We start from the raw sequence: 14296 nt of genomic DNA, 5'->3' as shown, positions 1-14296 counted from the left end.
GGCCTTCATGCTTTGCCTGCATGCTATGTCTGTATGCCGTACCTTCATGCCGGCTGTGTTTGTTTGGTTGGCTTTATTGGCGTCGTTCGCGGCAGGTCTGGCCGAGTCTGCGTGACAGGGCGATGGGGTCGAGCAGGTCGTCGAGTTCGCTATCGGACAGCTCGGTGCGCTCGCCGGCTACCTGCCGCACGGTTGTGTGCTCGCGCATGGCCTCTTGGGCGATTTGCGCGGACCGCTCGTAGCCGATGGAAGCGTTCAGGGATGCGGATATCGAGGGGGAGGACTGCGCGTGCAGGAGGCCTGCGGCGACGTTGATGGTGATGCCGTCCACGCAGTTGGCTTTGAACATGTGCATCGCGTTGTCGAGCAGTTCCATGCCGTCGAGCAGCGAGTGGACGATGACCGGGTCGAAGGCGTTGAGCTGTAGCTGGGCCTCGGAGGATGCCCAGGTGACTGTGGTGTCCATGCCGAAGATCCTGAAGCAGCATTGGTCGACGCATTCGGGGATGACCGGGTTGATCTTGCCGGGCATGATGCTGCTGCCGGCCTGGCGGGCGGGCACGTCCAGCTCGTTGAAGCCGTCGCGCGGCCCCGAGTTGAGCAGGCGCAGGTCGTCGGCGGCCTTCTTGAGATGGACTGCGAGGTTCTTGAGCGCGCCTGAGAGCGTGATGTACATGCTCATGTCGGTGGTGGCGCTGATCGGGTCTGGCGCGGCGGTTATCGGCAGCCCGGTGTCCTCGGCCAGTCGGGCGGTGGCGGTCTGGCGGAAGCGCAGGTCGGCGCAGATGCCGGTGCCTACGGCGGTGGCGCCCAGATTGAGTTCGCTCAGCTGGGGGATGAGAGATTCGAGGGTGAGCCAGTCGCTTTTCAGGAAGCTGGCGAAGGCGTGGAACTCCTGGCCGAAGGTCATCGGCACGGCGTCCTGCAATTGAGTGCGGCCTATGGTCACATCGTTGATATGCCGGTCGGCGAGGTCGTGGAAGGACTTGGCCAGCGTCTTGCAAGCGACGACCAGCGGCTTGATCTCGCTGATGAGCGCGAGCTTGGCGGCGGCGGGGTAGGTGTCGTTGGTCGACTGCGATTTGTTGACGTCGTCGTTGGGGTGGATAAACGCGTAGTCGCCCTTGGCACGCCCGCCAAGTTCCAAGGCCCGGTTGGCGACCACCTCGTTTGTGTTCATGTTCAGCGAGGTGCCGGCCCCGCCCTGCAGCTGGTCGATGGGGAACTGGTCGGCCAGGGCGCCGCCCTCGATCTCCAGACAGGCCGCGACGATGAGCCGCGCTTTGCCCTCGTCGAGCAGCCCGAGCTGCGCATTGGCCTGGGCGCAGGCGCGCTTGACGGTGGCATAGGCCTTGACAAGCTGCGGGTGATGCGCGTCCGGACGCCCCGAGACGGTGAAGTTGCGCGTGGCGCGCAGCGTGTGGATGCCCCAATAGGCGTCGAGCGGCACGTCGAGCTCGCCTATGCAGTCGTGCTCGCGGCGCGTAAGGGGCTGGGCCTGCGGCGCGTCGGCTGTGCTGGCTAGGACTGTGCTGGCTGAGGCCGGCTGAGTCTGTGTGGTCGGTTGCGTCTGCGTGGATGATTGTGCGATTGCCTGGGTGGCCTTGTGGGCGCCAGGCGTTTCGGTTGTGGATGTTGGCTGGTAGGACATTGTTTGGTCTGCCATAATGGGCACCTTCCATCGTTGTTGCCGCAATCAATCATCGCGAACTATGTTACGAAACATCGCATCGGCGCGGTGTGTTGCGTTATGAGGGGATGTGCGTGTCGCATCTGGCGTAAGCAACTGAACATGTGCCAGAGTTCAGACGCGAGTCATATGCGTTGCGCGCCACAACTCCCGCACTAACCTGACCCGTGTGCGGGCGGAAGCGTTAAGCGCAGAACCCAGTGGGTTCTGCGTAGCCGACGCCGAGGGCCTACCAAGGGCCCGAGGAAACAACGGAGTTCACCCTTGGGCAGTCGTTGGGTCACGAATCGTCACAACCCCTGCATTGAGATCACCATAGTGCGGTAGTTGTGATGTTTGAACGCTTCCAGACGTTACAACTCCCGCACTGTGTTCGTGGTAATGCGGGAGTTGTAACGTTTGCAGAAGGGTACGTGGCTAGCGCGAGGTGCAATGAGGAAGCTGGTGGTTGCGTTACAAGCCATATGCTCGTGTGCGCGATGGAGGGAAAGCCGCGCCGCTGAAATGCTGGGTTATCGCGTGTCGTGGACCGGTTCGTGATTGAATAGCGGAGTTATAGGAACATTCGTACACCATGAGTGAGGGCGGCGGAACGCACTCTCTCTGGCGTGCTCGCAACGCAGCGGCCTGACCAGTCGCTGAGTCCGCCAGATTCTACCCGCAAAGGAGCTCATGTGGCCAATCTGCTGCTTGCCGTGATCTACATCGCCTTCATCAGCCTGGGATTGCCTGATTCGCTGCTGGGGTCGGCCTGGCCCACGATGAGCCATGATCTTGGCGCTCCGCTGTCATGGGCGGGCGGCATCTCGATGGTGATTTCGGCGGGCACGATTATCTCCGCGCTGCTCTCTGACCGCATGACGCTGCGCTTCGGCGTCGGCAAGGTCATGCTGATTTCGGTGGCCACCACCGCCGTGGCGCTGCTGGGGTTCTCCCTCGCGCCGAACTACTGGACGCTGCTGCTGGTGGCGATTCCCTACGGTCTGGGCGCGGGCGGCGTGGATGCCGCGCTGAACAACTACGTAGCCATTCACTATGCGAGCCGGCATATGAGCTGGCTGCACTGCATGTGGGGCGTCGGTGCCTCGCTTGGCCCCTACATCATGGGATTCGCGCTGACTCGAGGCCAAGGCTGGTCGTGGGGCTATCGCTATATCGCCATCCTGCAGGTCGTGCTCACGGTGGTGCTGACGCTTTCGCTGCCTTTGTGGAAAGGGCGGGAGTCGGCGGCTACGGGGAAGGGTGACGCTCCCGAGAGTGCGGGCAAGTCCCATGCATCGGACAAACCTGTCGAATCTGTCAACGCTGGCAAAGCTGTCAAACCGCTCGGCTTTCGGCAGATCATTGCCATCCCCGGTGCCAAATCCGTATTCGTGACCTTCTTCTGCTACTGCGCTGTCGAATCCACAGCCGGTCTGTGGGCGAGCAGCTACATGGTGCTGCATCACGGGCTGGATGCGAAAACTGCAGCAAGTTGGGCGAGTCTGTTCTACGTCGGTATCACCATCGGCCGCGCGCTGAGCGGTTTCATGACGATGCGATTCAACGATCCGACGATGATTCGCATCGGTCAGACGATTATGCTGTGTGGCATTGTGCTGCTCATGGTGCCCTTCCCGGGGCAGATTATGGCGCTGGTCGGGCTGATTCTGGTCGGGCTGGGCTGCGCGCCGATCTACCCGTGCATCATCCACTCGACGCCTGCGTATTTCGGCGCGGACAAATCCCAGGCCATCGTCGGCGTACAAATGGCCAGCGCGTACGTCGGTGCGCTCGCCATGCCGCCGCTGTTCGGCCTGATTGCCGACCACACCTCGATTTCGCTGTATCCGATCTTCCTGCTGCTCATACTGGTGATCATGGTCATGATGCATGAGCTGCTGCGAAGCACGGCGCGGCGAGCGGTATAGCGAGCCTGCCATGTGACAGCGCAAGGCGTGTCGTGTAGTCAGTCAGCAGTCGCCACACTCTGCCATAATCGAACATATGTACGAATGCTTGAATCTGTTCTCGACGCCGACCCGGGCGTGGTTCGAGCATGCATTCCGCGAGCCGACCGCGGTGCAGCAGCAGGCATGGCCGGTGATCAGCGCGGGCGGCAATGTGCTGGTGATTGCCCCTACCGGGTCGGGCAAGACGCTGACGGCGTTTTTGTCGGCCATTGACCGGCTGTTGACGCATGGTGATGTTCATGAGGGTATGGGCGATGACGCACGACAGCTTGCAGACGAGACCGCGCAGTCTAATGGCACAGTGCAGTTCAATGACGCGGTGCAGTCTAAAGACACGGTGCAGTCCAATGATACGGTGCAGTCTAACGGCACAGCGCAGACTGTCGCAGACCATGCTGTCTCGGCTAGCCAGACAAAGCATGAGAAACGCCGCGTCAAACGTGGTGTCCGCGTGCTTTATATATCCCCGCTCAAGGCGCTCGCTGTCGATGTGGCGCGCAATCTCAATGCGCCGCTGGCCGGAATCGCCGAGGAATGCCGTGGCGAAGGAGCCACGCCGCCCGATATTCGCGTAGCCATCCGCAGCGGCGATACGACGCCGAAAGAGCGCCGGTCAATCGCCACGCATCCGCCGGATATTCTTGTCACCACGCCCGAATCGCTTTTCCTGCTACTTACTTCGAAGGCCCGCAGCATCCTGTCCACTGTCGAGACGGTGATTCTTGACGAGGTACATGCTTTGGCCGGCTCGAAGCGTGGTGCGCATCTAGCGCTGAGCTTGGAGCGACTTGATTTGCTTACGGCTGCCCCAGCGCAGCGTGTGGGATTGTCTGCCACGGTGCGCCCGGCCGCGGAGGCAGCGCGGTTCATCGGCGGTGGTCGCGACGTTGCTATTATCGAGCCGAAAGAGCGGCCGGCTATGGATTTGCGCGTCGTGGAGCCGCTGGCTGACATGCGCGATATCCACACGACAAAAGCTGTGGTATCGGCCAGTTCTGGGGCGCGCGGGCACATCAGCGGAGTGAGCCCTGCCATGCAGCGCCTCGCTGAACGCTCGGAGATCGTAGCGAAGAAGTCTGCTCGCGGTGGTTCGTCTCAGTTTGGGCAGCTTCCTAGCGGCACCGATAAGGATTTCTCGGGGTCGATATGGCCTGCCATCGAACGCGATGTGCTCGATGAGATTCTGCGGCACCACACCACACTGGTGTTCGTCAATTCGCGCGGGCTGGCGGAGCGTCTCACCGCCAAGCTCAACGACCTTTACGCCGAAAGTCTTGGCGGTGCTGGTTCCCAAGTCCAATCATCATCGCGGCATGACTACGGTTCCGCAGCCCATTATGATTCGGTGGTCGGCTCCTCGACAAACCTTGTCGAATCCCATGACGGTGACACGACCATCGCCATGGCTCATCATGGGTCGGTCTCCAAAGATCGGCGCAAACGAATCGAGGAAGATCTCAAGCACGGTCGGCTTCGCTGCGTCGTCGCCACGAGCAGCCTGGAACTCGGCATCGATATGGGTTCGGTCGATCTGGTGATACAGATCGCGCCACCGCTTTCGGTGTCATCGGGGCTGCAGCGTGTGGGTCGCGCCGACCACCGTGTGGGCGGCGTCTCGCACGCCCTGTTCTATCCCTTGACTCGTGAGCAGCTCATCGGCTCCGCGGCATGCATCGAAAGCATGACCAAAGGCGATATCGAGCCGCTGAGCGTCATTCGCAGCCCCTTGGATATCCTCGCCCAGCAGACCGTCGCTGCGGCCGCAATGGATGATCTCAAGCCCGGCGACTGGTATGCGACCGTGCGCCGGGCAGCGCCATTCGTCACGCTTGAGCGCGATATGTTTGACGCCGTGCTCGGCATGCTCACCGGCAGCTACGATAGCGAGGATTTCTCGGCATTCCGCCCGCCGCTGCAATGGAATCATGAGAGCAATGTCATCTCGGCGCGCCCCGGCGCACAACGCCTGGCCGTCACTTCAGGAGGCACCATCCCCGATCGTGGCATGTACACCGTCGTGCTGCCCGAAGCGCAGGCAGGGCCAGGGCCGCGTCGGGTGGGCGAGCTTGACGAAGAAATGGTCTACGAATCGCGAGTCGGCGACGTGATCACCTTGGGAACCTCCACATGGCAGATCAAGGAGATCACCAACGACCGCGTCATCGTCAACCCAGCCCCCGGCCGTACCGCACGGCTGCCGTTCTGGCATGGAGAAGGCAACGGGCGCGATGTCGGCTTCGGCATATCCAAGGGCCGCTTCATCCGCGAAGTGACGCAAGGACTGGTGTCGGCGCGCGACGGCGAAAGCGCACGATTTGATGAGCCAATAACACGGCGATTGCACGATGACGGGCTTGACAACAACGCCTGCGCGAATTTGGCTGGCCTGCTCAGCGAACAGGTTGCCGCGACCGATGTAGTCGCCAATGACCAGCAGCTCGTGGTCGAGCGCTGCGAAGACGAGGAAGGCGATTGGCGCGTCATCCTGCATTCGCCCTTCGGCAGGCGGGTGCATGAACCGTGGTCGATGGTCGTTGCCAACCGGCTCAAGGCACGCTACGGCTTCGACGGGCAGTGCTATGCCGCTGATGACGGCATCGTGGTGCGCATACCCCAGACTGATGCTGATATTCCTGCGGACCAGATATTCCTGTTTGACCCGGACGAGCTGCAACGTGACGTCGAGAATCAGGTCGGTGAATCGGTACTCTTTTCCGCGCGATTCCGCGAGTGTGCGGCGCGGTCGCTGTATCTGCCGCGCACCAAGCCCGGCAAGCGCGTCCCACTCTGGCAGCAGCGCCTGCGCTCCGCCCAGCTCTTGCAAGTCGCCAGAACGCAGCGCAACTTCCCACTGATTCTGGAAACTGCGCGCGAATGCCTGCAAGACGTCTACAACCTGCCAGCGCTACGCCGCATCATGACTGCGCTGGACAGCGGCGACATGCTGCTGCATGACGTGCGCACAGAAACGCCGTCGCCGCTGGCAGGCAATCTGCTGTTCGGCTTCGTCGGCTCGGTCATGTACCAGTACGACGTGCCGCAAGCCGAGCGCGCCGCCTCGCTGCTGTCGATGGATCCGGAAGTGCTTGAGCGCCTGATAGGCGGCAATCGCATTGCAGAGGTGCTTGATGAGCAGACCACCCACGACGTCGAAGAGGAGCTGGCGCAGACCCATTTCTGGAACGAGCTAGGAAGCGATGATGTGACTGGGCGGGTCACGCGTTACGCCAAAACTCATGGCCCATTTACTGCCGATGAAGCGATTGCGGCGCTGGGATTTGACGCTGTCAGTGTGGTGCGCGAACTGGATGCCTTGGCTGCCCGAGGTGATCTGCTGAACGGGCATTTCACGGGGGAGGGGACTGATGTTGCTGACATTGCACAGTATTTGCATCGTGACGTGTTCCGGCGCATCCGTAACCGTTCGCTCGCCAAAGCGCGAGCCGCTATCAAACCTGTCAGCAGTGCGGCTTATCAGTCGTATCTGATTCGCAGGCAGGGAGCAATGAGCGCGGGCGCTGCTGCGAGCGAGGAAACTGACTCTACTGGTCACGCGGCTGTTGGCTTTCATATTGCCGATAACAGAGCATCCGAAGGCACGGTTTTCGAAGGTGTTGACGGCCTCCTGCACGTCATCGAGCAGCTGGAAGGGCTGTCATTGCCAGCAGCGCTGTGGGAATCCGCGATATTCCCGGCACGTATCCGCGATTACCAGCGATCCATGCTTGACGAGCTGCTTTCCAGCGGCGATATCGTCTGGGTTGGCTCGGGCAGTCCCGCACACGGTGAAGCCGGACAAATCGCTTGGTGTCTCGCCGATTCTCCGCTACTTGCGGCGGCTGCCGTCGATATCGTGCGAACGCGTGACAATGTCAAATCGACAAATCCAACAACATCACGCATTGCGCCCAATGACGCGATTATGCAGGTGTTGGAATCGAGCGGTGCCTATCCGGTCCATCGATTGGCAGCCTTGTGTACCGAAACCGCTGAACAAGTGATGGCCAGTAGTAGTGTCACATCGTTGATGGTAAACGAATCAACTGGCGAGCTTTCCGTCCCGTGGACTGAGGGCGAGTTTCAAGAGTCACTATGGAATCTGGTATGGTCCGGCGCAGTGACGAACAGCTCATTCGCCCCCGTCCGCGCGTTGAGCGCTCCTCGTTCCGCTCGTCGCGCCATGCCTCGTCGTCATGGGTGGAATTCTCGGGCGCGAGTGCGTGTCACTGTGCCGCCGGCGCTGAGCGGGTTGTGGTCATTAGTGCCGCGGGATTCCGATAATCAAAGCTATGGTAATGAATCTTCCGGAAGCCAGAATCATGAAGGCTCCGAACGCATAGCCGTAGCCCGTGTAGAGGCGTTGCTGGAACGGTACGGAGTCATCGCGCAGCCGGTAATCGACCGGGAATCGATTCCGGGCGGTTTCGCCGGCATCTATCCGGTACTCAAAGCGATGGAGGAAGCCGGCAAACTCGTGCGCGGCATGTTCGTCACCGGTCTGTCCGGCGTCCAATTCGCCGAGCGCCAGACCGTGGATGCCCTGCGCGCCCAGCAGCGCGAGCTTGACGCGCAGCAAGGCAATGAGTCGCAGGCAACGCAACAGCATGCTGAATCAGCGCAATCCCAACCCGAGCCGAGGCAGTCCCAGCCACCGCAACCCTTCGATAATCAGCAGGACAAGGCCGCGCTGCAAGCCGTGGCCCTAGATGCACTTGACCCGGCGAATCTCGCCGGGGGAGCCGTCCCATGGCCGCAGGCCCTGTCGGAAGGCGGCCGCAAGCCTTCACGCCGCGAAGGCAGCATCGTTGTTATAGTGCAAGGCGAGGCCGTGCTCTACATGTCTCAGCGACACCTTTTGGTCTTCGCGCAGAATGGCCAAAGCGGTGACCAGGAAATCGGACAAGAACACGACATCCAAGAACCCAACGACACCATTCTCATCGCCGCACTGCGTCAACTCATCTCAGCGCTGCAACGCAGCCACCGTGGCAGCATCGTCATCGCCGACGTCAACGGCGAGCCTTTAACCTCCACAAGCCGCTACACCCGCCTGCTGCGCACCGTCGGATTTGTTCCCGCTCCCCAGGGCATGACTTTATACCGGTGAGTAGGCGCGGGCATCACTTCGTCAAGCGCTGTTGTAAGCGAATCTTCATTCTTGCCCGTGCGAAACGGCTATCTCATTGAGGTGGCTGTTTCACATATACGATAAATGTGATACGAAGATGCAAACGACCACATCTTGCTTGAAGAAGAGCATGGTATATCGGTTATTCGCCGATGGTGTTGCCGAGTTCGCTAACCAGCTTCGCCAAGTTGGCTTCGTTGCGACGATAATGGGTCCATTGCCGCACCCGTGTCGAAATCACCAGGCCTGCTCGTTCGAGCACCGACATGTGGTTTGAAACGGTCGGCTGGGCGAGTCCTGTTTTGGTTTGGATTTGCGTGACGCAGATTCCGTATTCGTCCGGGTCTGCAATGACGTTGTCCATCGGAAAATTGGCCCGAGGCTCTTTGAGCCACACGAGAATCTGCAAACGCACGGGGTTGGCGATGGCCTTCAGCGCAGGTATGAGAGAATCCGGCGTGCGGCCCCTCGCTGCTGCGTTCCCACGTATGCCAGTCTGATCCATAGCCGTTTCGCCTCATAACAATACGGATTAATCGAAATATTTCTATAAGTCTATTTGGCAAGGTGGGCAAGAGCAAATTGCTAGCCTGCGGCTGAAATGTATTGTCTGGATTTCGATGCCTTTGGTCGTGACACTGAGTAGCAACATCGAATATCTATATATAGTTATATTGTAATATTTAAATATAAAGATGCGATTTGCAATGTCTGGTATCGGGAGATGGGAAGCATGGAAAATATGAAGCAGTCGGAACGACCATTGGGGTTGTGGGCGCTGGCCTTGGGAGGATTCGGCATCGGGCTGACCGAGCTGTCGGTGATGGGCATATTGCCCGAGATAGCCCGAAGGTTCTCCGTCGCGGCGGACACCGCAGGGACGCTGGTTTCTGCATATGCCATCGCGGTAGCAGTGGGGGCCGTGTTCCTCACGCTGGCGGTCCGAAGGATAGATCGCAAGAATGTGCTGGTGGGCCTGGTAGGGCTGTTCATCGTCGGGAACCTGGTGTGCGCCCTGGCCCCGAGCTTCCCGGTGCTCATGATCGGGCGAATCATCGCCGCCCTGTGCCACGGCGCCTACTTCTCGGTCGGCTCGGTTGTGGCCGCCGACATGGTCAGCGAGAACAGGCGGGCGGGTGCCATCTCCCTCATGTTCGCCGGGCTGACCGTCTCGAACGTGATCGGCACGCCCTTCGGAGCGTTCCTAGGGCAGCGCTGGGGATGGAACACCATCTTCTGGGTGCTGACCGGCATCGGATTCCTCGTGCTGCTCAGCACATGGCTGCTGGTGGACAAGACGCCGGCAGGGGCGAGACGGACCTGCGCGGGCAGCTCGCCGCCCTGCGCCGTCCGAGCCTATGGGCCTCCGTGGCGCTCAGCATGCTCACCTTCGCCGCGCTGATTGGCCCGTACACCTACGTCTCGTACATCCTCACCGGAGTGGCCGGCTTCCGCTCCACGCTATTGCCGGCGCTGCTGGTGGTCTACGGCGTAGGAACCTTCATCGGCAACATGGTCGGCGGGCGGGCCGCCGACCGCTCGCTGGACGGCTCGCTGCTCGCCTTCATCGTCGGTCTCGCCGTCGTGCTGGCGCTGTTTGCATCTCTTGGGCAAATGCTCTGGGTATCTCTCGTAGCGCTGGTGCTATGGGGCGTGCTTGGATACGCCACCGCGCCCGGACTGCAGCTGCGGCTCATGAACCATGCGAAGGACGCCCCCACAATCGGCTCCTCGATGAACATCGCCGCGCTGAACGTCGGCAACGCCATCGGAGCATGGCTGTGCGGCATCCCCCTCGGCTCGGGAGGCACTAACGCGCAAGGCGCACTCTGGATCGGCGCGGCACTCGCCGCCGCAGCCGCGATAGTCCTATTGGTTTCAACAAAACTCGAAAGGCAATCCAAACCAATCAAACAATCTTGAATATGAGCATAGTGGCTGCATTGCCGCATGTACTCAGTTCGAATTCAGACCGGTTGCATTTTTGGCTAATCGTCGGGCCATTCTCGTCCAAACACGCCCGATGACAGTTCGGCATGCGTGCAGATACGCTGCATCGTCAATGAGCGTTTCGGATAGGGCGGCGAAAACAACACCAGCACGTCATCCGCAAGATGAAACTCCATGCAACCGTTGTAATGCCCGCCACGATTCTCCAAAACATGAGGATCGTACGCATCGCTTACAACACCATCAGTGCGAAGCTCCTCATCGACGATCGCGTATAAATCACGGACAAGATTGGGCCATTGGCGTGCGAGGCGTTTCGCGTCCCTAAGAAAACCATGCGAGTAGACGACATCAATCACCAGCAGCCGCCTCGCTTAAGATACCCTCGAAGAATCTGCGCACATCCTCATGGGTGCGCAACACCCCGGCTATCTCATCATCATCGCTGAACTCACTGTTCCGTACCTCGGCATCATGCGCATACGTCTCAACCTCGTGGCTCAGCTTCGCGCGCAAATCAACACCGCGACGCCGCGCCTCAGCCTCAGCCTTCGCATACTTCACATCATCAAAAGTCAACACAGTCATAACAACACCTCCTTCGTTTTCGATAGCTCAAGCATACAATGAGGCGCAATTCTCCTACAGCGGAAGATCGAGTCCTTTCCCTGCCCATAAACAGCAGACGCGCACACGCAAGCCCTAAAACCCGCGCAACCGCGCAATCTCACGCCACAAATCCGATTGGCGCATCGAGGTCCACGCCGGACGCATCGCGACGCATATCCGGCTTCGGCAGGTCGATGGGCGAGCCGGAAGCCGTGCTGGCGCGCAGCGGATAGGAGCCGACCCATGCGGCGATCAGGGTGTTCTGGCCTTTGAGGAAGCGCTGAGAGCGCACCCCGCCGGTGCCGCGGCCCTTCATCGGATACATTTCGAGCGGAGTGACCTTCGCAGCGCCGTTCTCTGTGCCCTCAAGTGCGTCAGAGTCCCCAGCCACGGTAAGCACCACGGCTCCGGAGGCGGAGAACAGGCCGTTCTCGCCCTCCTCGTAGGTCCAGGCGACCTTGCCTGCCTGCACCACGTTGAACGCCTGCGCCCGGCAGCCCTCGGCAAGCTTGATGCCAGCCATGCCGCCCGCCGAACGGCCCTGCGGGCGCACGACTGAGCCGACGAAGGTCAGCAGCGAGGAATCCGAGGAGATGAATACCAGCCGGTCGTCGTCAGCTGCGGGCGCGGCGAACAGCACGCGGTCGCCGTCTTTGAGATCGATGACACTCCACGAATCCATGGTCGTAGGCGACTCCCGATTCCAGCGCTTGACGACGCCGGCAGCGGTGCCGATAGCCAGCGGCGGCTCATCGTCCCCTAACGACACGGCGGTGACGACGTGCTCGCCGGCAACCGGGTCCGTGCTTTCGGTCTGCGTCAGCAGTTCATCGGCCTTGACTGCGCCGCTGAGCGACAACGTGACCGAGGCTGGCAGGGCGGGCAAGTCGGCCACCTGCGCGAGCACCAGCCGTCCAGCCGAAGTGATGAGGCCATAGGAGGCCAGAGTCGTGGTGGGGAAGACGGTGACGATCTGGTCGTCGGCTGCGCGGCCGTCCGAAGCGGAATGCGTCTGCCAGATGTCCAAGGCGCTCGGTGTGCTGCGGGCGATCAGCCCCGTGGCGCTCATCAGCACCGTGCATGGCTCGTCGTCCAGCTGCAGCGCCGAAGCCGCCTCGTCGGCGTTCCCGGCCTTGCGTGCGGCAGCAGCCGCTTCGACACCGGCAGCCGCCGAGGACACCGACGAAGCGGCGTGCATGGCCGCAAGCGCCGAAGCAGACAACGTTTCGTCGCCTTCGGCGCTTACCGGGGCCAGCTCGCCGGAAGGTCCTTCATCAAGCAGCACCGTGCGGCGCGGCGTGCCCCAAGACGCCACAGCCTCGTCCATTTCGTCGGTGATGACCCGATCGAGCGCCTCGCTCGACGCCAGAATGCGTTCCAATTCCTCGATGCTGCGCTTCAAGTCATCGCGCTCGGATTCGAGCTCGATGCGGCTCATGCGCGTCAGTCTGCGCAGCCGCAGATCGAGGATGTACTGGGCCTGAATCTCGTCGAGGTCGAACACGGCCATCAGCCGCGTCTTGGCGCCTTCGGCGTCTTCGGAAGTGCGGATGACCTGAATGACCTCATCGATGTCGATCATGGCCAGCAGCAGGCCTTCGACCAAGTGCAGCCGCTCCTGCGCCTTCCTGCGGCGGTATTCGCTGCGGCGGCGGATGACGGCGCGCCGATGCCCGACCCACACCTCAAGCATCTCTTTCAGGCCCATCGTATGCGGGCGTCCGTCGACCAGCGCGACGTTGTTGATCGAGAAATTGTCCTGCAGCGGGGTGAACTTGAACAGCTGCGCGAGCACGGCGTTGGGGTCGAAGCCGGTTTTGACTTCGATGACGAGCCGGGTGCCGTTATGCCGGTCGGTCAGGTCGATCGCGCCGGAAATACCTTCGAGCTTGTGGTTCTTCACGCTTTCGGAGATACGTTCGAGCACCCGCTCCGGGCCGACCATGAACGGCAGCTCCGTCACCACAATCGCGCGTTTGCGGGCTGTCACGTTTTCCAAGTGCGTGGCTGCGCGGGTCGTCAGCGTGCCGCGGCCGGTCGCATAGGCCTCGCGGATGCCGTCGCGGCCGATGACGATGCCGCCGCCGGGCCAGTCCGGCCCTGGCACGAAGCGCATCAAATCCTCAAGCGTGGCGTCGGGATGATGCATGAGATGCTTGGCTGCGGCCACCACTTCGCCGAGGTTGTGCGTGGCCATATTCGTCGCCATGCCCACCGCGATGCCTGACGCTCCGTTGACCAGCAGGTTCGGGATAGCGCTGGGTAGCACGGATGGCTCGCGCAGTTTGTTGTCGTAGTTCGGCGCGAAGTCGACGGTATCCTCGTCGATGCTGGCGTTCATCCCCAGCGCTGCCGGAGCCAGCCGCGCCTCGGTGTATCGGGAGGCCGCGGGCCCGTCGTCAAGCGAGCCGAAGTTGCCGTGGCCGTCGACCAGCGGCAATCGCATCGCGAAAGGCTGCGCCAATCGCACCATGGCCTCGTAAATGGCCGAATCGCCGTGCGGGTGCAGCTTGCCCATCACTTCGCCGACCACGCGCGCCGACTTCATGTAGGCGCGGTCGGGCGTGAGGTTCATCTGGCCCATCTGGTAGATAATGCGCCGCTGCACCGGCTTCAGCCCGTCGCGGGCATCCGGCAGCGCACGCGCGTAAATCACTGAGTACGCGTATTCGAGGTAGGACTTGCTCATCTCCTCGTTCAGCGGCGTCTCGACGATATGCTCCTTGACCGTGCGAGGGTCGAAAGCCGCCTGAGCCGATTTGCGAGCACGTGCCATGCCGGAACTCCCTTGCCTGTTGAGTGCGATTGAGTGTGAACCGCCCCATGATATCCCAAACGGTCGGCCAACAGCGTTTTCGGTTGCAGCAGGCCTGTTCATCGGGCTTGTTCATCAGTCCTGTTCGTCAGTCTTGTTTGGCAGTGCGAAATTCGGGTGGAGATATGCGGAGATACGAATGCGATACTGCG

At 61.2% G+C, this 14296-nt stretch carries 9 protein-coding genes; 4 read left to right on the top strand and 5 right to left on the bottom strand.

From position 1 onward, the window contains the following. Window positions 1–73 precede the first annotated feature (73 nt). Window positions 74–1666, bottom strand: a complete 1593-nt coding sequence (locus LKK40_RS00925) for an aspartate ammonia-lyase (protein ID WP_304308426.1) — start codon at window positions 1664–1666, stop codon at window positions 74–76. 698 nt (window positions 1667–2364) lie between these two features. On the opposite strand from LKK40_RS00925, the gene LKK40_RS00920 reads away from it, so the two are divergent. Continuing rightward, window positions 2365–3600 (top strand): MFS transporter, encoded by a 1236-nt coding sequence (locus LKK40_RS00920; protein WP_304308424.1) that lies wholly within the window; start codon window positions 2365–2367, stop codon window positions 3598–3600. Between the two features lie 76 nt (window positions 3601–3676). Next, window positions 3677–8749, top strand: a complete 5073-nt coding sequence (locus tag LKK40_RS00915; RefSeq protein ID WP_304308422.1) for a DEAD/DEAH box helicase — start codon at window positions 3677–3679, stop codon at window positions 8747–8749. Between the two features lie 163 nt (window positions 8750–8912). Here LKK40_RS00915 and LKK40_RS00910 read toward each other — a convergent pair whose 3' ends face one another. Beyond that, window positions 8913–9275 carry an ArsR/SmtB family transcription factor gene (locus tag LKK40_RS00910; protein ID WP_304308420.1) on the bottom strand — a complete coding sequence of 121 codons (363 nt, stop codon included), beginning with the start codon at window positions 9273–9275 and terminating at the stop codon, window positions 8913–8915. 237 nt (window positions 9276–9512) lie between these two features. On the opposite strand from LKK40_RS00910, the gene LKK40_RS00905 reads away from it, so the two are divergent. Beyond that, entirely contained in the window at window positions 9513–10172 is a 660-nt protein-coding gene (locus LKK40_RS00905; protein WP_304308418.1) for an MFS transporter, read from the top strand. After that, window positions 10151–10693: a hypothetical protein gene (locus tag LKK40_RS00900; protein ID WP_304308416.1), complete on the top strand. Its 543-nt coding sequence runs from the start codon at window positions 10151–10153 to the stop codon at window positions 10691–10693. Before LKK40_RS00905 ends, LKK40_RS00900 begins: the two co-directional genes overlap by 22 nt. Window positions 10694–10758: 65 nt before the next feature. Here LKK40_RS00900 and LKK40_RS00895 read toward each other — a convergent pair whose 3' ends face one another. The 3 genes from LKK40_RS00895 to LKK40_RS00885 all read right to left on the bottom strand — a co-directional run bounded on the left by LKK40_RS00895 (window position 10759) and on the right by LKK40_RS00885 (window position 14105). Further along, entirely contained in the window at window positions 10759–11079 is a 321-nt protein-coding gene (locus tag LKK40_RS00895) for a type II toxin-antitoxin system YafQ family toxin (protein WP_304308414.1), read from the bottom strand. After that, window positions 11072–11308: a hypothetical protein gene (locus tag LKK40_RS00890; RefSeq protein ID WP_304308412.1), complete on the bottom strand. Its 237-nt coding sequence runs from the start codon at window positions 11306–11308 to the stop codon at window positions 11072–11074. Before LKK40_RS00890 ends, LKK40_RS00895 begins: the two co-directional genes overlap by 8 nt. 139 nt (window positions 11309–11447) lie before the next feature. After that, a complete protein-coding gene (locus tag LKK40_RS00885; protein ID WP_304308410.1) occupies window positions 11448–14105 on the bottom strand; it encodes a DNA gyrase/topoisomerase IV subunit A in 2658 nt (885 codons plus the stop codon). Window positions 14106–14296 lie beyond the last annotated feature (191 nt).

This window comes from Bifidobacterium tibiigranuli (assembly GCF_022655035.1).
Lineage (GTDB): Bacteria > Actinomycetota > Actinomycetes > Actinomycetales > Bifidobacteriaceae > Bifidobacterium > Bifidobacterium tibiigranuli_A.
The sequence above is the reverse complement of the archived record's forward strand: the minus strand, read 5'-3'. Positions and strand labels throughout refer to the sequence as shown.